This is a genomic window from Streptomyces sp. NPDC051315 (assembly GCF_044455165.1).
In the GTDB taxonomy this organism is placed as follows: Bacteria; Actinomycetota; Actinomycetes; order Streptomycetales; family Streptomycetaceae; genus Streptomyces.
In genome coordinates this window covers 1-19064 of the sequence record NZ_JBITEN010000029.1, presented here as the reverse complement: position 1 = coordinate 19064, position 19064 = coordinate 1, and the positions used below count along the sequence as shown (strand labels likewise).

Here is a 19064-nt window from a genome sequence, read left to right as displayed (position 1 = left end):
GCCGGGGTTCAGACACCCGCGCGTTTGCGCGCCTCCTCCACCCGGGTGACCGCCTCGGCGACCTCGTCCTCGCCCGTCAGCACCACCGCCAGGTCGTGCCCGGCGACGGTGATCTGGTCGGCGGCGGCGAACATGCCGGCGTCGGGCATCTCCCGGGGCTCCGCCCCGGGCTCCTCGATGCGCTGCGCCCATCGGGCCAGCTCCCTGGCCAGTTCCAGGGCCTCGGCAGCGGCCCCTCTCTGCAGCCGGCTCTGAGGTGCCGCCCTCAGACGATCGGCGAAGTGATCCACCGCACGGGACAGAGGCGTCGTATCAACCACGCGGTGAGCGTACGCGTCGCACCCGGACTGTTGCCAACGGGCGAACGCTCAGGCACCGTGACCTGAAGGACCGGCTTACAGCCCATTGCGTTCGGAGGCGCCGATGTCCCAAGTCTTCTCCGAGGAGACCCATCGCAACCTGCTAGCCCGCATCCCCCACTGCACCGGTCGTGAAGTGTCCGACTGGTTGCGGACCGTCGACGAAGGCCCCGCTCTCCGCTTCGAGGAGAAGGTCAGCTGGCTGCGCCACGAGCACAACCTCGCGTACGGCCACGCCAAGGCGATCATCCACGAGTACGACCTGAGGAGGGCCGCGCGCAAGTTGCTGTAGCGCGCCCGCACGTCACCCACCACCGGACACGGACATGAGGACATGAGGAAGGGCCCCGGGTTTCCCCGGGGCCCTTCCTCATGTCCGGCCGGCGGTCGCCGACCGGTCGCGCTAGTCGTCGCTGTTGAGGATGGCGAGGAGTCGCAGGAACTCCATGTAGATCCACACCAGCGTCAGCGTGAGGCCGAAGGCGGCGAGCCAGGCCTCCTCGCGCGGCGCGCCGTAGGCGATGCCGTCCTCGACCTGCTTGAAGTCCAGGGCGAGGAAGCAGGCACCGAGGATGATGCCGATGACACCGAACACGATGCCGAGGGCGCCGCTGCGGAAGCCGAGGCCGTCGCCGCCGCCGAAGACGGTGAACAGCAGGTTCACGGCCATCAGCAGGACGAAGCCGAGCGCGGCCGCCATGACGAAGCCGTAGAAACGGCGGTTGACGCGGATCCAGCCCGCCTTGTACGCCACGAGCACACCGGCGAAGACCGCCATGGTGCCGAGGACGGCCTGGGCGACGACCCCGTCCGCGATGTACGTGGACACCGCGCTGGAGATCACGCCGAGGAAGACGCCCTCGAGGGCGGCGTACGACAGGATCAGCGCGGGCGCGGGGCGGCGCTTGAAGGACTGGACGAGCGCCAGCACCATCGCGACCAGACCGGCGCCGACGGCGATGCCGTAGGACTTGCCGAGGTTGGCCTCGTCGACCGGCAGCAGCAGCCACGACAGGACGGCGGTCACGACCACGGTGCCGAGCGTCGTCGCGGTGCGCGCGACCACGTCGTCCATGGTCATCGCACCGGTGGTGGCGACCGGGGCCTGCGGGGCGCCGTACTGCACGTCCTGCTGGGCGTAGGGGTTCTGCGCGTAGGGGTTGCCGGCCGGCTGGGCGTACGGGTTGCCCTGCGCGTACGGGTTGCCCTGCTGCGTACCGACAGCGGGACCCCCGGCCTGCGGCGCGGCGTCGAAGCCCGCGTAGCCGTTGTCGCGGCTGAACCCCCGTCGCGAGAAGACCGGGTTTCTGCTCCTCATTTCACTCCTCCATGGCCACACAGCGCGGCCTTGGCTCAAGAGTAATAGGTAGGCAAAGGATTGACCCTAGTGCTTGGGGAGGATCTTTCCCTCGTCGTGCTGCGCAACACGCTACGTGCATCCCTGATTCCCGGCACCGGAGGGCCTCATTCATGACCAACCCGGTACACGCCCGGAACCGCTCGGAGATCACCCGCTCACACCGGCCCCACGTCACCCGAACGGGAAGCCCGTGTAGCCCTCGGCCAGGTCGGTCTCCGCGGCGCGGGAGGACGCGATCCGCTCCAGCCGGGCGAGCTGGAGACGGTCCTCGAAGGGGGTGGCGTCCGGGGCGCGGTGCAGGAGGGTCGTCATGTCGTAGCTGAACCGCTCGGCCTGCCACACGCGGCGCAGGCAGGTCTGCGAGTAGGCGTCGAGCAATTCCGCCGAACCGGTCTCCTTCTCGTGCGTCAGCGCCCGCGCGAAGGTGACGACGTCGCCGACGGCCAGGTTCAGGCCCTTGGCGCCGGTCGGCGGCACGATGTGGGCCGCGTCACCGGCGAGGAAGAGGCGGCCGTGCCGCATGGGCTCGTGGACGTGGGAACGCATGGGGGTGACCGACTTCTGGGTGATCGGACCGCGCTCCAGCCGCCAGTCGTCGGCCGTCTCGAAGCGGCGCTCCAGCTCGGCCCAGATGTCGTCGTCGCTCCACGCCTCGGCGTCGGTGCCCTCGGGCACCTGGAGGTAGAGGCGGGAGACGGACGGCGAGCGCATGGACAGCAGGGCGAAGCCGCGGTCGTGGCGGGCGTAGACCAGCTCGTCGTGGGAGGGCGGCACGTCGGCGAGGATGCCGAGCCAGCCGAACGGGTACGTCCGCTCGAAGACCCGGACCAGCTCGGCGGGTATCGCCTTGCGGGCCACGCCCCAGAAGCCGTCGCAGCCGACGACGTAGTCGCACTCCAGGGCGTCCTCGGCGCCCTCGTGGCGGAAGCGCACGCGCGGGTGGTCGGTGTCGGCGTCCTCGACCGCGAGGGCCTCCGCCTCGAAGAGCAGCGGGCCGCCGTCCTTGAGCTGGAGGGCGATGAGGTCCTTGCAGACCTCGGTCTGGGCGTAGACCGTCACCGACCGGCCGCCGGTGAGGGCGGGGAAGTCGACGCGGTGGCGCTGCCTGGCGTAGCGCAGCTCGATGCCGTCGTGGCGCAGGCCCTCGCGGTCCATGCGCTCCCCGGCGCCGGCCGCGCGCAGCACGTCCACCGTGCCCTGCTCCAGGATTCCGGCGCGCTGCCGCTGCTCGACATAGGCCCGGTCGCGGCTCTCCAGGACGACGGAGTCGATGCCGGCGTTGCGCAGGAGGCGGGCGAGGAGGAGGCCGGCGGGGCCGGCGCCGATGATGCCGACGGTGGTGCGCATCGGACGTCCCTTCGCGTGTTCGTATAGTGAAGTTTTTTTCACCGATGGTGGACGTGAGTCTGCGCCCGCTTTCACCGGGTGTCAACGGTTCTGCACGCGGACCGTCAAGGTCTCAATGGAGGGTGCAGCGAAGAGGGAGATGTGGGAGGTGCCCGGAACCGGACTTGAACCGGTACGCCCGCGAGGGGCAGCGAGGTTTAAGCTCGCCGTGTCTGCATTCCACCATCCGGGCAGGCCATGGGCTCCGCATCGAGGACCCGAGCCTATCGGGGCGCGTCCCCCGAACAGCGGCGAAGTGGCCCGATGTTGTCTTATTTTATTGAGGTCTGAGGGAGCATCAGCCCCTGGAACCCGCCATCCGCACTTGCCAACAGGCTCGCGTGCGACGGGCGGCCGCGCATGCGGAATGACGGAATTTCACCGCCCGAACGAGGGTGCTCCACCGGTTCTTGACGATCGTGGCGCACCACCCCTCGGGGTCGGAGGTCATCCCCTGGTATGACACGGCGGTCCGCGGTCCGACCGGAGTCTGCCTTCGGAACCGGAACAGCGGCTGACTACACGGCGGCGGGCGGCCGGGACGATGGTTCACGTTCCCGAAGCAACGACGTCGTCCCGACAGGAGTCACCCCGTGCCCACCACCCCTCTCGCCGACCGGGCCACCGCCGTGGCCGCGCGCGCCACGGACCTGTCGAAGATCTACGGACAGGGCGAGACCCAGGTGGTCGCCCTGGACCGGGTCTCCGTCGATTTCCGGCAGGCCGAGTTCACCGCCATCATGGGGCCGTCCGGCTCCGGCAAGTCCACGCTGATGCACTGCGTGGCCGGTCTGGACACCTTCTCCTCCGGCTCCGTGCGCATCGGTGACACCGAGCTGGGCTCGCTGAAGGACAAGCAGCTCACCAAGTTGCGCCGGGACAAGATCGGGTTCATCTTCCAGGCGTTCAACCTGCTGCCCACGCTGACCGCCCTGGAGAACATCACCCTCCCGATGGACATCGCCGGCCGCAAGGTGGACAAGCAGTGGCTGGACAGCGTCATCCGGATGGTCGGGCTCGCCGACCGCCTCGGCCACCGGCCCTCGCAGCTCTCCGGCGGCCAGCAGCAGCGCGTCGCCGTCGCCCGCGCCCTGGCCTCGAAGCCGGACATCATCTTCGGTGACGAGCCGACCGGAAACCTCGACTCCCGCTCGGGCGCCGAGGTGCTGGGCTTCCTGCGCAACTCCGTACGGGAGCTGGGGCAGACGGTGGTGATGGTGACCCACGACCCGGTGGCCGCCGCCTACGCGGACCGGGTGGTCTTCCTCGCCGACGGCCGGATCGTCGACGAGGTGTACGGGCCGACGGCCGACTCCGTGCTGGACCGGATGAAGCAGTTCGACGCCAAGGGCCGCACCAGCTGATCCCCCCTCAGGACCGACGGGTCCGAGAATCCGGACTGAGAAGAAAAGAACCCATGTTCCGAACCGCCCTGCGCAACGTCCTCGCGCACAAGGCCCGGCTCCTGATGACCGTGCTCGCCGTGATGCTCGGCGTGGCCTTCGTGTCGGGGACCCTGGTCTTCACCAACACCATCTCCGACGCCTACCAGAAGAGCTCCGCCCAGGGCTTCGACCAGGTCGACGTCGCCGTCACGCCCGAGTCGCGGGAGGACGTGGGCGACCGCATCGGCACGACGCCCGAGCTGACCCAGGCCCTGCTCGACGCGAGTACGAAGGTGCCCGGTGCCTCCTCCGCCATCGGCGTGGTCAGCGGCTTCACCGCGCTCGCCGACAAGGACGGCAAGCTCGTCGGCGGCGGCTTCCAGTCGCAGGGCGGCAACTACTGGGGGGACAAGGACCCCCGCTACCCGCTGCAGGAAGGTTCCGCCCCGCGCGGCGCCGGCCAGGTCGCCATCGACGCCGAGACCGCCCGCCGGGCCGGATACGAGGTCGGCGACACCGTACGGCTCTCGGTCGACGGTCCCGTGCTCACCCCGCGCGTCACCGGCATCTTCACCACCGACGACGGCAACGTCGCCGCCGGTGGCAGCCTCACTCTGTTCGACACGGCCACCGCGCAGCAGCTGTTCGGCAAGACCGGCACCTACGACGAGATCGCCGTCAAGGCCGCCGCCGGGACCTCGCAGACCGCGCTGAAGGAGGCGCTGGACAAGGCGCTCCCCGCGAAGCTCGTCGAGACCACCACCGGTGAGCAGCTCGCCGACGACCAGGCGGAGCTGATCTCCTCGCAGATGAGCGGGCTGAAGCAGGGCCTGCTGGTCTTCGCCGGGATCGCGCTGTTCGTCGGCACGTTCATCATCGCCAACACCTTCACCATGCTGGTCGCCCAGCGCACCAAGGAACTCGCGCTGCTGCGGGCCGTGGGCGCCTCCCGCCGGCAGGTCACCCGGTCGGTGCTGATCGAGGCGTTCGTGGTGGGCACGGTCGCCGGTGTGACCGGTCTGGTGGCCGGCATCGGCATCGGCGCCGGGCTGCGGTCGCTGCTGGGCGCGCTCGGGGAGACCGTCCCCGAGGGGCCGCTGGTGGTCTCGCCCGGCACGGTCGGGGCCGCCCTCGTCGTCGGTGTCGTCATCACCATGCTGGCCGCGTGGCTGCCCGGCCGCCGGGCCGCGAAGATCCCGCCGGTCGCCGCCATGAGCAGCGTGCACGCCCAGGCGACCACCAAGTCGCTGGTGCTGCGCAACACGCTGGGCGCGCTGTTCTCGGCTGCGGGTGTCGCCGTGATCCTCGCCGCGACCACGATGGACGGCTCCGACGGCCAGGCCCCGATGGGTCTCGGCGCGGTCCTGCTGATCATCGGCGTGTTCGTCCTGACCCCGCTGCTGTCCCGCCCGCTCATCGCGGCCGCGGCGCCCGTCCTGCGTGTCTTCGGGGTGTCCGGCAAGCTGGCCCGGCAGAACTCGGTGCGCAACCCGCGCCGTACGGCGGCCACCGCCTCCGCGCTGATGATCGGGCTGACCCTGATCACCGGTATGACGGTGATGGCGGGCAGCCTGCAGAAGGCCATCGACAAGATGGCGTCCTCCGCGATCAGGGCCGACTACGTCGTGTCGATGGCGAACGGCAACGGCCTCTCGCCCGACGTCGACGAGAAGCTCGGGAACACCGACGGGGTGACCGCCACCAGCCCGATGCGCAACGCGCCGGCCCGTATCGACGGCACGACCGAGTACCTCACCGGCGTCGACGGCTCCGCCATCGGCGAACTGACCGACCTCACGCTGGACGACGGCGCCTTCGAGGTCGGCGGCTCCCGGGTCGTCGTGGACCGCGACACCGCCGAGTCCCACGGCTGGAAGGCCGGTTCGGCCTTCACGGTGTCGTACGAGGACGGCGCCAAGCAGCGGCTGACGGTCGCCGGGGTCTACGAGGGCAACGACCTGATCCAGGGCATCATGCTGGACACCTCCGCCCTCGACGGGCACCAGGAGGACCCGGCCGAGATGCGCATCCTGGTCAAGACGTCGGGCGGCGCGTCCGACGCGACGAAGGACCGGCTGGAGAAGGCCCTCGGCTCCAACCCGGCCATCAAGGTCCAGAGCAAGAAGGACATCTCCGACGAGGTCGCGCAGATGTTCACGCTCATGCTGAACATGCTCTACGGGCTGCTCGCGATGGCCGTGATCGTCGCGGTGCTCGGGGTCATCAACACCCTGGCCATGTCGGTGTTCGAGCGGTCGCAGGAGCTCGGCATGCTGCGCGCCATCGGACTGGACCGCAGGGCGGTGAAGCGGATGGTGCGGCTCGAGTCGCTCGTCATCTCCCTCTTCGGCGGGGTGCTCGGCATCGGGCTCGGCGTGTTCTTCGGCTGGGCGGCCGGCGAGCTGCTCGGCACGAAGATGGCGACCTACGAACTGGTCCTGCCGTGGGGACGGATGGCCGCGTTCCTGGCGCTCGCCGCCGCGGTGGGCGTCCTGGCGGCGCTGTGGCCGGCGCGGCGGGCGGCCCGGCTGAACATGCTGGCGGCGATCAAGTCGGAGTAGGTGGGACGAGGGTGGGCCCCGTCGCGGTGTGCGGCGGGGCCCCTGCCGTGTTTTCCGGTGCCGGGGGACGGGGCTCCTCGGGCGTCGGGTGCCGGGGGTCAGTTCCAGGTGCGGGCGCGCAGCGGCATGCCGGAGGCGCCGGAGGCCGGGGTGCGGACGGCCAGGACCTGGTTGACGCCGATGCGGTTGTGTTCGAAGGCGAGGGCGGAGGCCGCCATGTACAGGCGCCAGACCCGGGCGCGGCCGGGCGAGGTGAGCCGTACCGCCTGGGCCCAGTCGGCCTCCAGGCGGGTCACCCACCGGCGCAGGGTGAGGGCGTAGTGCTCGCGGATCGACTCCACGTCGCGGACCTCGAAGCCGGCGCGTTCGAGCTGGGTGACGGTGGTGCCGAGGGGGGCGAGTTCGCCGTCCGGGAAGACGTAGGCGTCGATGAACTCGTCGACGTGGTAGGTGGACTCGTCGCGCTGGGGGCGGCGGGCGATCTGGTGGTTGAGCAGGCGGCCGCCCGGCCTGAGGAGGGCGTGCAGGGCGCTCGCGTACTCGCGATAGCGTTCGGCGCCGACGTGCTCCGCCATGCCGATGGACGAGATCGCGTCGTAGGGGCCGTCGTTGACGTCCCGGTAGTCCTGGACGCGGATCTCCACCTTGTCGGTGAGGCCGGCGTCCGCGACGCGCTTGCGGGCGTACGTGGCCTGCTCCTGGGAGAGCGTGATGCCGACGACGCTCACGTCGTGGTCGCGGGCCGCGTGGATCGCCATCGAGCCCCAGCCGCAGCCGACGTCCAGCAGGCGCTGGCCCGGAGTCAGGGCGAGCTTGCGGCAGACCAGTTCGAGCTTGTCGTGCTGGGCGGCCTCGAGGGTGCTGTCGGGGGACTCCCAGTAGGCGCAGGAGTACACCATGGACGGGCCGAGGACGAGCTCGTAGAAGTCGTTGCCGACGTCGTAGTGGTGGCTGATGGCGCGTCTGTCGGTGCGGCGGGTGTGCAGGTGGCCGGTGCGGCGGACCTCCTCCTGCGGCGGGGCGGGGGGCAGCGGGGGTCCGGCGAGCCTCACCAGGCCGCGGACCGCTGCGCGGAACCGGGGGTCGCGCAGGGCCTCGGTGAGCGTACGGGCGTCCTCGCCGCGGTCCCAGATGAGGCCGGAGAGGTGGTCGAGGGCGGTGTAGAGGTCGCCCTCGATCTCCAGGTCGCCGGCCACCCAGGCGCGGGCCAGGCCCAGTTCGCCCGGTTTGAACAGGAGGCGGCGCAGGGCCCTGCGGTTGCGCACGACCAGGGCCGGCGCGTCGGGCGGGCCCGCCTGTGAACCGTCCCAGGCTCGGACACGCATCGGGAACGGAGCTCCCAGCAACTGTTCGACGAGGGCATGGAGCCGCGACGCGGCGTCAGCCATGGTGCACACCTCCGTGAGGGTGATCCCTGAATGTCCTGACACCACGTAAACACCCGCGGGGCCCTGCCGCAGTCCCCCACGCACGTTACATCTGCGCAAAACGCCCCGACGCGAGGCGCGTTCCCCCACCGGACTCCTCCCCGGCCCCCCCTTCGTCCACCACCCGCCCGGGACGGGAGGTCACCGTCCCCGCTCACTCCGGGAGTCGGGCGCCGGGGCCGTCGGGTAAGGCCTGCCCGGGAACGCCCGAAGGGGCCGCCCGCACCACGGATGGCGGGCGACCCCTTCGGGGTGTCGGGAGGGCGGAGGTCAGGAGGCCTTCGCCTTCTCCTCCGTCTTCTGCGTCTGCTCGGCCGGCTTCGCGGCGACCGGGGCGGGCTTCGCGGCCTCGTAGAACTCCTCGCGCGGGGACTCGAGGGCGCCGAGGGCGACGACCTCGCGCTTGAGGAACATGCCGAGCGTCCAGTCGGCGAAGACGCGGATCTTACGGTTCCACGTCGGCATCGCCAGGCCGTGGTAGCCGCGGTGCATGTACCACGCCAGGCGGCCACGCAGCTTGATCTTCATCTTGCCCATGACGATCATCGCGACGCCCTTGTGGAGGCCGAGACCGGCCACCGCGCCCTTGTTGGCGTGCGCGTACTCCTTCTGCGGGAAGCCCCGCATGCCGGAGATCACGTTGTCGCCGAGGACCTTGGCCTGGCGCAGCGCGTGCTGCGCGTTCGGCGGGCACCAGGCGTTCTCCACGCCGGCCTTGCGGGCGGCGACGTCCGGGACCTGGGCGTTGTCGCCGGCGGCCCAGATGTAGTCCGTGCCCTGGACCTGGAGGGTCGGGGCGCAGTCGACGTGGCCGCGCGGGCCCAGCGGAAGGCCGTAGCGCGCCAGGACCGGGTTCGGCTTGACGCCGGCCGTCCAGACGATGGTGCTGGAGTCGACCTCGAGGCCGTTCTTGAGGACCACGTGGCCGTCGACGCAGGAGTCCATGGAGGTGGAGAGGTAGATCTCCACGCCACGGCTCTCCAGGTGCTCCTTGCCGTAGGCGCCCAGCTTGGGGCCGACCTCGGGAAGGATCTTGTCGGCGGCGTCGACGAGGATGAAGCGCATGTCCTCGCGGGACACGTTCTTGTAGTACTTGGCCGCGTCGCGCGCCATGTCCTCGACCTCACCGATGGTCTCCGCACCGGCGAAGCCGCCGCCGATGAAGACGAAGGTGAGCGCCTTGCGGCGGATCTCCTCGTCGGTGGTGGAGTCGGCCTTGTCGAGCTGCTCGAGGACGTGGTTGCGCAGACCGATGGCCTCCTCGATGCCCTTCATGCCGATGCCCTGCTCGGCGAGGCCGGGGATCGGGAAGGTGCGGGAGACCGCGCCGAGGGCGACGACCAGGTAGTCGAAGGGCAGCTCGTACGCCTCGCCGACCAGCGGGGCGATCGTGGCGACCTTGCGGTCCTGGTCGATGGTGGTGACCCGGCCGGTGAGGACCTCCGCCTTGGGCAGCACGCGTCGCAGCGGGACGACGACGTGGCGCGGGGAGATGTTGCCGGCGGCGGTTTCGGGGAGGAAGGGCTGGTAGGTCATGTACGACCGGGGGTCGACGACCGTGACGGTCGCCTCGCCGTAGCGCATCTTCTTGAGAATGCGCCGAGCTGCGTACAGGCCTACGTACCCACCGCCTACTACGAGGATCCTGGGACGCTCCGTGGTGCTCATGCCATCGAGTATCCACCCGCTCCAGGGGGGTCGCTCGTGCGCCCCTTCACAAGCTCCGGCAGGGTGTGTGCTATCCTCCGCCGCCCGCGTGATCCACATCATGGCGGGGACCGGGAACCCGTGGGCACGGAGACCCGTTGTCAATGCCGCGTGAGCTGCCTCTCTGAGCCGGAAGAGCGTGGGTGAGGCCCCCGAAACACGTCCGTGCCGGGCGTCGCGAAACGTCCGCGCCCTCCGCTTTTGAACACGTTCACCGGGGCGTCGCGCCCCCGGAAGGGTCAACCGGGGCGCCCCCGTCCTCCGACGGGGCCGAATTCCTTGTGAAGAACTTCACGAAGTTTTCCGACGGGGTGTCGTCGGAGCGCCGCCGAGGAGCCCGTACAGGCCCCTCCAGCGTGCTCATACGTTATCCGCACTGCTCAGCAGAGTGCTACCGATCAGTAATGAAAGAGAGCTACGCCACCGGCCGACGCGGGCCGGTGTCCCTCCACGCCACGGGCCACGCGGTGCCGGACGACCCGCGAACGCGACTCCCGCGCTCGGCGACGATCCGTGCCGTGAGGAGGCCGACGCCACGAAACTCACCGGCCCGTCGGGGCTCCACCGGCTCCGGGTCGGCGGCTACCGGGTCGCCCACCAGATCAACGACGGTGAACTGGTCGTCCTGGGCGTGAAGGCGGGCGACCGGCGCGACGTCCGCCGCACCCTGTAGCCGCCTCGCCTCTCATCCCCCGTCGGCCACCAAGGACCACGCGATGCCGTCGAGGATGTCGTGCTCACTCACCACGACCTCCTCCGCGCCGATCCGCTCCATGATCGACAGCAGGACCAGCGCCCCCGCCGCGATCACGTCCACCCGGCCCGGGTGCATCGAGGGGACCGCCGCGCGCTCGGCGTGGGTGGAGTGCAGCAGCCAGTCGGTGATCTCGCGGACCCGGTCCCGGGAGACGCGGGAGTGGTGGATGGCCGCGGAGTCGTACTCCGGCAGCTCCTGCGCGATCGCCGAGACCGTGGTGACCGAGCCCGCCAGGCCCACCAGTGTGTGCGCCTCGCGCAGCGGCACCGTGCGCTCCGCGACGTCCAGGGCGGCCTCGATGTCGGCGCGCATCGCCGCGATCTGCTCCGCGCTCGGCGGATCGCTCACGACGCCCTCGTGCACCAGGTGCCGCTCGGTCATCCGTACGCAGCCGACATCGACCGAGCGTGCCGCGCGCACGTGGTCCTCGCCGACGACGAACTCCGTGGAGCCGCCGCCGATGTCCACGACCAGGTAGGGCCTGGTGAGGTCGTCCCGGCCGGCCAGCTCCCGCGTCGCGCCCGTGAAGGAGAACTCGGCCTCCTGGTCACCGGAGATGACCTCGGGCTCCACGCCCAGGATGTCCAGCACCCCGCGCACGAACTCGTCCCGGTTCTCGGCGTCACGGGAGGCGGAGGTGGCGACGAACCGCAGCCGCTGCGCCCCGTGTTCCTTGATGACGGCCGCGTACTCCCGGCACGCGGCGAAGGTCCGCTCCAACGCCTCGGGCGCGAGCCGGCCGGTGCGGTCGACGCCCTGACCGAGGCGGACGATCGTCATACGGCGGTCCAGCTCGACCAGTTCGCCGGTCTCGGGGTCCGCGTCGGCGACGAGGAGGCGGATGGAGTTGGTACCGCAGTCGACGGCGGCGACGCGGGTCACCGGGCCTCCTCCGCGACGGACGTCGCCGACGCGTCCGGCACCACGCACGCGCCCTTGCGCCACCACTCCGGCAGCATCTCCAGCGCCTCGTCGCCCAGGGGGTTCACACCCGGGCCGGCGGCCAGGGAGTGCGCCACGAGCACGTGCAGGCACTTCACCCGGTCCGGCATGCCGCCCGCGCTCGGGAAGCCCTTCAGCTCCTCGATCTCGTCCCGGCGCCGGACGTAGTCCTCGTGGGCGGCCCGGTAGGCGGCGGCCAGCTCCGGGTCGGTCGCCAGGCGGTCCGTCATCTCCTTCATCACGCCGTTCGCCTCCAGCGTGCCGATGGCGGAGTTCGCCTTCGGGCACGTCAGGTAGTACAGCGTGGGGAAGGGCGTGCCGTCGGGAAGGCGGGGGGCCGTCTCCACGACGTCCGGCTGCCCGCAGGGGCAGCGGTGCGCGATCGCGCGCAGACCGCGCGGCGGGCGCCCGAGCTGCTGCTTGAAGGCCTCGACGTCCGCGTCGGTGGGCTCGGTACGCGGGGTGGGCGGCGGGGGCGTTTCCATGACTGTCTTCAGGCTGTCTTTCTGTCTGTCCGTCTGTCCGTCACTGGTCGGAGGCGTCGGACTTGTCGACCCCGTCCCAGACGTTCGAGTACCAGGGGCGGTCGGCGGCCCCCAGGTCGGCGCGGGCCTGCTTCGCCGCGGCCGGGTCGATGACGATGTAGCCCGTCTCCCCCGGCATCACGTAGTGCAGCCGCAGCCGGATCTGCTGCTCGGCGTACGCGTCGTCCTGCCAGCGTGCCTTGAGGTCGCGCAGCTGTTCCACCCGCTCCTTGGCCTGCTCCTTCTCGCGCTCCAGGTCGGCGATCTCGGCGCGCTGGGAGACGTACTGGCGCATCGGGTAGGCCAGGGCCACGATCAGCGAGCACAGGACCAGCGCCAGCAGGGCCGCGCGGCCGGTGAGGCGGGAGCGGCGGGCCTGACGCCGGGTCTGGGAGCGGTAGACACGGGCCGCCGTCTGCTCCCCCAGCAGCCGGATCCTGGTCGCGGTGGAGAAACGGTCCCGGTCCTTCACGGCCATCTGTCCCCGCCTCCCGTCTCACACGTGCGTACGTCCCCGGACACGGTACGGGACCGAGTACGGGGACGTACGTACGACTGGCCAAGCCTCACCCCGGCACGGGGTCAGCTCTCGGAGACCTCGCCGCGGCCGTGCTTACTGGTTCGCGGAGCGGAACCGCGGGAAGGCCGAGCGGCCGGCGTAGACCGCGGCGTCGTCGAGGATCTCCTCGATGCGCAGCAGCTGGTTGTACTTGGCGACGCGCTCGGAGCGGGCCGGGGCGCCGGTCTTGATCTGGCCGCAGTTGGTGGCGACGGCCAGGTCGGCGATGGTGACGTCCTCGGTCTCGCCGGAGCGGTGGGACATCATGCACTTGAAGCCGTTGCGCTGGGCCAGCTCGACGGCGTCGAGGGTCTCGGTGAGCGAACCGATCTGGTTCACCTTCACGAGCAGCGCGTTGGCGGCGCCCTCCTCGATACCGCGGGCCAGACGCTCGGGGTTGGTGACGAACAGGTCGTCGCCGACGAGCTGGACCTTGTCACCGAGCTTGGCGGTGATGGTCTTCCAGCCCTCCCAGTCGTCCTCGAACAGCGGGTCCTCGATGGAGACGAGCGGGTACGCCTCGACGAGCTCGGCGTAGTACTCGGTCATCTCGGCGGCGGAGCGGTCCTTGCCCTCGAAGGTGTAGGAGCCGTCCTTGTAGAACTCGGAGGCGGCGACGTCGAGCGCGAGGGCGATCTGCTCGCCGGGGGTGTAGCCGGCTTCCTTGATGGCCTCGAGGATGAGGTCGAGGGCCTCGCGGTTGGAGCCGAGGTTCGGGGCGAAGCCGCCCTCGTCGCCGAGGCCGGTGGACAGGCCCTTGCTCTTCAGGACCTTCTTGAGGGTGTGGTAGACCTCGGTGCCCCAGCGCAGGGCCTCGGAGAAGGACTCCGCGCCGATCGGGGCGATCATGAACTCCTGGATGTCCACGTTGGAGTCGGCGTGCGAGCCGCCGTTCAGGATGTTCATCATCGGCACCGGCAGCAGGTGCGCGTTCGGGCCGCCCAGGTAGCGGAAGAGCGGGAGGTCGCTGGCCTCGGAGGCGGCGTGGGCGACGGCGAGGGAGACGCCGAGGATGGCGTTGGCGCCGAGGGAGCCCTTGTTGTCGGTGGCGTCCAGGTCGAACATGGCCTGGTCGATCAGGCGCTGCTCGGTGGCGTCGTAGCCGACCAGCTCCGGGCCGATCTGCTCGATGACGGCGAGGACGGCCTTCTCGACGCCCTTGCCCTGGTAGCGGTTGGGGTCACCGTCGCGGAGCTCGATGGCCTCGAAGGCGCCGGTGGAGGCGCCGGACGGGACGGCGGCACGACCCGTGCTGCCGTCGTCGAGGCCGACCTCGACCTCGACCGTGGGGTTGCCTCGGGAGTCCAGGATTTCCCGGGCTACGACGACGTCGATGGACGGCACGAGCATCTCCTTCTTGGGATGTGACGCTGGTAGTGCGGGGCACGCGGGCCGTGATGAAGCCCTCGGTGTGCCTTGCGACTAGAGCCTAACCGCCCCGGGGCCGTCGGCAGCCGACCGACCGTCCCGTGGACAGACTGACGGTACACATTGTTCCCAGCCGGAACAAAGAGGGTGGGGGAATCTCCTCCGAACGGCGGGCGAAACCGGGGGCACCGGCGGGCAAGGAAAAACCCCGCCCCGGTGCGTACGGGGGAACACGCACCGGGGCGGGGAGCCCGTGGGGACGGGGGGACCCTCACGAGGTCTTCAGCATGAGGACCTCGCCTGTGAGGGCACTGTGCCCGCGCTGAGAGCCAGCTGTCACTTGAGGTGCAGCTGCTGGCCCGGGTAGATGAGGTCGGCTTCCTCGACGATGTCCTTGTTCAGCTGGAACAGCTTCTCCCAGCCGCCCTCGACGTTCTGCTTCCCGGCGATGGAGCTGAGGGTGTCGCCCGTGACGACCTTGTACTCGCCGTCACCCTTCTTGACCTTCTTGCCGGTCGGGGTGGTGACCGTCTTCTGGCTCTTGGCCGCCGGACGCTCGGCGGAGCGGGAGGCGCTCTGCTCCTCGGTGGAGCGGGTGGTGCTCTCCGTGGAGGTGTCGGCCGAGGAGGAGCCGCCGTTGTACGTGGCGTTGGACAGGCCCGTGCCGCAGACCGGCCAGGCGCCCTTGCCCTGGCCCGCGAGGACCTTCTCGGCGATCTCGATCTGCTGCGCCTTGCTGGCCTGGTCGGCGGTGGAGGCGTACTGCGTGCCGCCGTACGCGGCCCAGGTGGAGGCGGAGAACTGCAGACCGCCGTAGTAACCGTTGCCGGTGTTGATGGACCAGTTGCCGCCGGACTCGCACTGGGCGACGGCGTCCCACTCGGAGGCCGTGGCGGCGGAGGCGCTGCCGGCCGCCATCAGCGGGGCGGCCACGGCGGCGGTGGTGACACCGGCGATGGCGATGGCGCGAGTGGCCTTGGACGGACGACGATGCTTGCCCTTGACGGAAAACAGCATGGATCGATCCCCTCACCGACGCCTGCGAGGTGAGCTGTCGGGTTCGGGCCGGTTGAGTTGCCCGGCCACTCCTCCGTGGGAGGCGTGGCTTCACCCCTAGCCGCCGCCGTCAACTGCCCGGTGCGGCACTTACCTTGGGTCCCCCGCTCCTGCCTGCGGCGCTTGACGCGACGACTGTTCCCGGGCCGCCACTGGCAGGATTCGGCGTTGCGGCGGCCGGGGCTCGGGTTGCCGAGCGATCACGACCGTAGACAGGCGATCGGCGGAATTTCAAAGACGATCAGGGCTTCTGAGACTCATCCCACACTTTCGCCAAACCGGACATTCGGCGCGAAGTGTGACGTGAACTCCCGTCTTTTTTCCCGCCTTTTCCGCCCTATTCGGCCCCTGTGGACAGGGTCTGACCGGGGGCGATGTCGCTCGGGTCGGCCCCGATGACGTCCTTGTTCTCGTCGTAGAGCGCGCGCCATCCGCCGTCGAGGTCAAGGGAGTCGGCGATGGACGCGAGGGAGTCGCCCGCCCGGACCGTGTAGGTGCCGGCCGCGCCGCCGAGGGTGCCCGCCGCGTGACGGCCGGAGGAGGCGGTGGACGTGCCGCCGGTCGCGCTCTCGTCGGCGGTGCCGCCCCGGTGGCGGCCGGAGCCGGTGGAGTTGGTCGCGGCGGCCCCGGCGTCCGCCGAGCCGGCATCGACCGCCCCGGTGTCGACGAGGCTCCAGGAACCCGCACTCTGCCCCGACTTGTCCGACTCGTCCGTCCCCGGTGCCGTCCGGGACGCGCCGTTGCCCGCCTGCGCGCCGCCCGCACCGGAGCCGGTGGACGTGTCGGACGCGGAGGATGTGTCCGGCGTAGAGGAAGAAGTGGACGAAGGTGACGAGGAGGGCGTACCGGTGGAATCCGTGGAGGATTCGGCGGACGGGTCGGTGGAGGCGCTCCCGGAATCCTTCGCGGAACCGGAGGACTTCGAGGACCCGGACGCCCCCTTGGACAGGTCGGACAAGCCGGATGTCACGGAGGAGTCGGACGAGTCGTCCGCCACGCCGGTGTCAACGTCACCCGAGGCCGCGTCCTCGCTGAGCCCCGCGGTCAGCCCGCAGGTGCCCCAGGCGCCGACACCCTGGTCGGCGAGGAGCTTCTGGGCGACGGAGATCTGCTGGTTGCGGCTGGCGAGGTCGGGCCGCGTGGCGTAGTCGAGCCCGCCGTAGGCCTCCCAGTCCTCCTGAGTCAGGGCCAGGCCGCCGTACTCGCCGTTGCCCTCGTCGGCGCTCCAGGAGCCGCCGGTCTCGCACTCCGCGACCCTGTCCCACACCGTGCCGTCGGCGGCACTCGCCCCGGTGGCGCCGAGCAGGGGGATGGCGATGGCGGAGCCGGTCACGCCGGCCGCGACGAGGAGGGCCGGGGCCTGGCGGGGGCGACGGTGACGACCGTTCCCGGAGAGCATGCGAGGGCCTTTCTCGAGACAGCAGTGCCCGCGCGGCGGGTGATCCTGCCCCGTCGCGTTGACGAGTGAACGTATAGGCAGACGATCACTTGTCACAAGTTAATGCCGCACAGATCACGTGAAGATCACAGAGTTGAGGAATGGTCGCCTTTGCTTCGCGGAACGATCACCTGACGGTGGGTCAGCGCACGGGCGCGGCGGGTGCGGGCGAAGCGAGGGGCGGGGCCGGGGTGAACTCCACGGGGAGCGTGCGCAGTCCGCGCATGATGAGGCCGCCCCGCCACCTCAACTCGGTCGGATCGACGGCGAGTTGCAGGTCGGGCAGGCGGGTGAGGAGGGTGGCGAGCGCCGTCTGCCCCTCCAGCCGGGCGAGCGGTGCGCCCAGGCAGTAGTGGATGCCGTGGCCGTAGCCGAGGTGCTGGTTGTCCCGGCGGGAGAGGTCGAGGGTGTCCGGGTCGGTGAAGCGCTCCGGATCGCGGTCGGCGGCCGCGAGGACGACGAGGACGGGGTCACCGGGGGCGATGTCCTGGCCGCCGAGGGTCAGGGGGCGGGTGGCGAAGCGCCAGGTGGCGAGCTCCACGGGGCCGTCGTAGCGCAGGAGTTCCTCGACGCCGGTCTCGAGCGGGGCGCGGTCGCCGGTGGCCAGGGAGTCCTGGAGCCGGTGGCGCTGGCCGGGGTGGGTCAGGAGGGCGTACGTGCCGTTGCCGATGAGGTTGACGGTGGTCTCGAAGCCGGCGAACAGGAGGATGAAGGCCATGGCGGCGGCCTCGTTCTCGGTGAGGTGCTCACCGTGGTCGGAGGCGCGGATGAGGCCGGAGATGAGGTCCTCGCCGGGGGTGGGGTCGGCGGGGAGGGCCTCGCGCTTGCGGTGGATGAGCTCGGACAGGTAGCCGCGCATCTTCTTCACCGACCGCGCGACACCGCCGCGCGGGCCGCCGCCGTGCCGGATCATCATCCCGGCCCAGTCGCGGAAGTCGTCCTGGTCCTCCCGGGGGACGCCCAGCAGGTCGCAGATGGCGTAGATGGGGAGGGGAAAGGCGAAGTCGTGGATGAGGTCGGCGGTCCCCCGCTGAGCGAACCGGTCGATCAGACCGTCGGTCAGCTCCTGGACGCGGGGCGCGAACTCGGCGACACGGCGGGGGGTGAACGCCTTGCTGACCAGACGCCGCAGGCGGGTGTGGTCCGGCGGGTCGATGTTCAGCAGATGCGTCATCAGCTCGGCCTTGCGCTCACCGGGGATACCGGTCTTGCCCTTCGCGTGGGCGGGCTCGTCGTGATGCGCGGGGTTCTTGGACAGCCGCTGGTCGGCGAGCGCCTGCCGGGCGTCCGCGTACCGGGTGACCAGCCAGGCCTCCACGCCGCTGGGGAGCCTGGTGCGGTGCACGGGGGCGTGCTCGCGCAGCCAGGCGTAGGCGGGGTAGGGGTCGGTGGCGAATTCCCAGGTGAACAGGGCCGGGGCGGGGGTGGCGGGGGTGGGCTGGTCGGTCACTCCTCGACGGTAGCCCGGATGCGGGGGAGGGCTTCGCGGAGGGCTGCGAGCTGGGTGGCGGCGGACTTCGATCCGGCGTCGGCGGCTTCGGCCAGCCAGTGCTCGGCCCGGGCGAGGAGGAGGGGTCCCAGGTCGCGCACCGCGTCGGGATGACCGGCCCGGGCCGCCTCCGTCATGTAGCGGGCGGCTTCGTCGTACTCGCCCCGCCGCAGGAGGTACTCGCCGAAGTGCTGGGCGAGCCTGGGGACGAGTTCCGCCAGTCTGCGGTACCAGTACCTGGCCTCCGTGTCGTCCCCGGCCAGTGCGGCGAGGTCGGCGAGGGACCACACCGCGTACTCGTCGGATGCCTGCGCCCACCCGAGCAGAGCCTCCCGGCCCGCGCGGACCACGGCGTCGAAGTCGTCCGGGCTGTACGCCTGCGCCACCTCGGCCGCGAACCTCCACAGGTCGGGCTCCGGCGGCCGCAGCTCCGGCGACCGCAGGGCGTCCGCGACGAGGGGGCCGCTCGCCCGCCAGGTGCCGGCCTCCCGCCCCGGCACGAGAAGGCCCACGACGCCGAGCCGGGGCCTGGCCGCCCAGGTCAGGTCGGACTCCGGGTAGGACCGCGACTCCAGCTGCTCGAACTCCGCCAGGGGCACGGCCGCCGTGACCCCGCAGCGGGCCAGGTCGATGGCGAGGCCCACCAGGTGGTGCGCGCCCCCCCCCCCGGCCCGGCGCGCCCCCCCCCCCCCCCCCCCCCCCAACCCCCCCCCCCCCCCCCGGGACCCCCGGGCCCCCCCCCCCCC

General features: G+C 71.0%; 17 protein-coding genes, 1 tRNA gene and 1 riboswitch. Of the genes, 4 read left to right on the top strand and 14 right to left on the bottom strand.

Annotation, left to right across the window (positions count from 1 at the left end; genetic code table 11):
* Positions 1-8: 8 nt before the first annotated feature.
* Entirely contained in the window at positions 9-320 is a 312-nt protein-coding gene (locus ACIBBD_RS36495) for a hypothetical protein (protein WP_399424020.1), read from the bottom strand.
* Positions 321-423: 103 nt separating this feature from the next.
* On the opposite strand from ACIBBD_RS36495, the gene ACIBBD_RS36490 reads away from it, so the two are divergent.
* Positions 424-651, top strand: coding sequence for a DUF4287 domain-containing protein (locus ACIBBD_RS36490; RefSeq protein WP_399424018.1), 228 nt, complete (start codon positions 424-426; stop codon positions 649-651).
* A 111-nt stretch (positions 652-762) separates the two neighbouring features.
* On the opposite strand, the gene ACIBBD_RS36485 is transcribed toward ACIBBD_RS36490, so the two are convergent.
* From ACIBBD_RS36485 to ACIBBD_RS36475, 3 genes are all read right to left on the bottom strand, one after another.
* Positions 763-1677 carry a Bax inhibitor-1/YccA family protein gene (locus ACIBBD_RS36485; RefSeq protein ID WP_399424016.1) on the bottom strand — a complete coding sequence of 305 codons (915 nt, stop codon included), beginning with the start codon at positions 1675-1677 and terminating at the stop codon, positions 763-765.
* 213 nt (positions 1678-1890) lie between these two features.
* A complete protein-coding gene (locus ACIBBD_RS36480) occupies positions 1891-3066 on the bottom strand; it encodes a 4-hydroxybenzoate 3-monooxygenase (RefSeq protein ID WP_399424014.1) in 1176 nt (391 codons plus the stop codon).
* 149 nt (positions 3067-3215) lie between these two features.
* Positions 3216-3298: transfer RNA gene (locus tag ACIBBD_RS36475), tRNA-Leu, on the bottom strand.
* Positions 3299-3698: 400 nt separating this feature from the next.
* Between ACIBBD_RS36475 and ACIBBD_RS36470 the strand changes: the two genes are divergently transcribed.
* Positions 3699-4469, top strand: a complete 771-nt coding sequence (locus ACIBBD_RS36470) for an ABC transporter ATP-binding protein (protein WP_399424012.1) — start codon at positions 3699-3701, stop codon at positions 4467-4469.
* 53 nt (positions 4470-4522) lie between these two features.
* Complete coding sequence (locus ACIBBD_RS36465) at positions 4523-7051, top strand: ABC transporter permease (protein WP_399424010.1); 2529 nt, start codon at positions 4523-4525, stop codon at positions 7049-7051.
* A gap of 98 nt (positions 7052-7149) precedes the next feature.
* Here ACIBBD_RS36465 and ACIBBD_RS36460 read toward each other — a convergent pair whose 3' ends face one another.
* Both ACIBBD_RS36460 and ACIBBD_RS36455 read right to left on the bottom strand, forming a co-directional pair.
* Positions 7150-8439 carry a class I SAM-dependent methyltransferase gene (locus ACIBBD_RS36460; protein ID WP_399424008.1) on the bottom strand — a complete coding sequence of 430 codons (1290 nt, stop codon included), beginning with the start codon at positions 8437-8439 and terminating at the stop codon, positions 7150-7152.
* Positions 8440-8748: 309 nt separating this feature from the next.
* Positions 8749-10146, bottom strand: coding sequence for an NAD(P)/FAD-dependent oxidoreductase (locus tag ACIBBD_RS36455; RefSeq protein ID WP_399424006.1), 1398 nt, complete (start codon positions 10144-10146; stop codon positions 8749-8751).
* 427 nt (positions 10147-10573) lie between these two features.
* Between ACIBBD_RS36455 and ACIBBD_RS36450 the strand changes: the two genes are divergently transcribed.
* Positions 10574-10858, top strand: coding sequence for a type II toxin-antitoxin system RelE/ParE family toxin (locus ACIBBD_RS36450; RefSeq protein ID WP_399424005.1), 285 nt, complete (start codon positions 10574-10576; stop codon positions 10856-10858).
* Positions 10859-10870: 12 nt separating this feature from the next.
* Here ACIBBD_RS36450 and ACIBBD_RS36445 read toward each other — a convergent pair whose 3' ends face one another.
* The 8 genes from ACIBBD_RS36445 to ACIBBD_RS36410 form a co-directional block, all read right to left on the bottom strand.
* Positions 10871-11824, bottom strand: a complete 954-nt coding sequence (locus ACIBBD_RS36445; RefSeq protein ID WP_399424004.1) for an exopolyphosphatase — start codon at positions 11822-11824, stop codon at positions 10871-10873.
* The gene (locus ACIBBD_RS36440) at positions 11821-12369 is read right to left on the bottom strand and encodes a DUF501 domain-containing protein (RefSeq protein WP_399424003.1); all 549 of its coding nucleotides are present in this window, start codon (positions 12367-12369) and stop codon (positions 11821-11823) included. The genes ACIBBD_RS36445 and ACIBBD_RS36440 overlap by 4 nt, the downstream gene beginning before the upstream one ends.
* 40 nt (positions 12370-12409) lie before the next feature.
* Entirely contained in the window at positions 12410-12886 is a 477-nt protein-coding gene (locus ACIBBD_RS36435; protein ID WP_399424001.1) for a septum formation initiator family protein, read from the bottom strand.
* Between the two features lie 135 nt (positions 12887-13021).
* Complete coding sequence (gene eno / locus ACIBBD_RS36430; RefSeq protein ID WP_399423999.1) at positions 13022-14311, bottom strand: phosphopyruvate hydratase; 1290 nt, start codon at positions 14309-14311, stop codon at positions 13022-13024.
* Positions 14312-14671: 360 nt separating this feature from the next.
* Positions 14672-15352: a transglycosylase family protein gene (locus ACIBBD_RS36425; RefSeq protein WP_399423998.1), complete on the bottom strand. Its 681-nt coding sequence runs from the start codon at positions 15350-15352 to the stop codon at positions 14672-14674.
* 4 nt (positions 15353-15356) lie between these two features.
* Positions 15357-15523: riboswitch (cyclic di-AMP (ydaO/yuaA leader) on the bottom strand.
* A gap of 205 nt (positions 15524-15728) precedes the next feature.
* On the bottom strand, positions 15729-16790 hold the full coding sequence (locus ACIBBD_RS36420) for a transglycosylase family protein (RefSeq protein WP_399423996.1): 1062 nt from the start codon (positions 16788-16790) through the stop codon (positions 15729-15731).
* Positions 16791-16971: 181 nt separating this feature from the next.
* A complete protein-coding gene (locus tag ACIBBD_RS36415) occupies positions 16972-18279 on the bottom strand; it encodes a cytochrome P450 (protein ID WP_399423995.1) in 1308 nt (435 codons plus the stop codon).
* Positions 18276-18962 carry a hypothetical protein gene (locus ACIBBD_RS36410; RefSeq protein WP_399423993.1) on the bottom strand — a complete coding sequence of 229 codons (687 nt, stop codon included), beginning with the start codon at positions 18960-18962 and terminating at the stop codon, positions 18276-18278. The genes ACIBBD_RS36415 and ACIBBD_RS36410 overlap by 4 nt, the downstream gene beginning before the upstream one ends.
* Between the last annotated feature and the right edge of the window lie 102 nt (positions 18963-19064).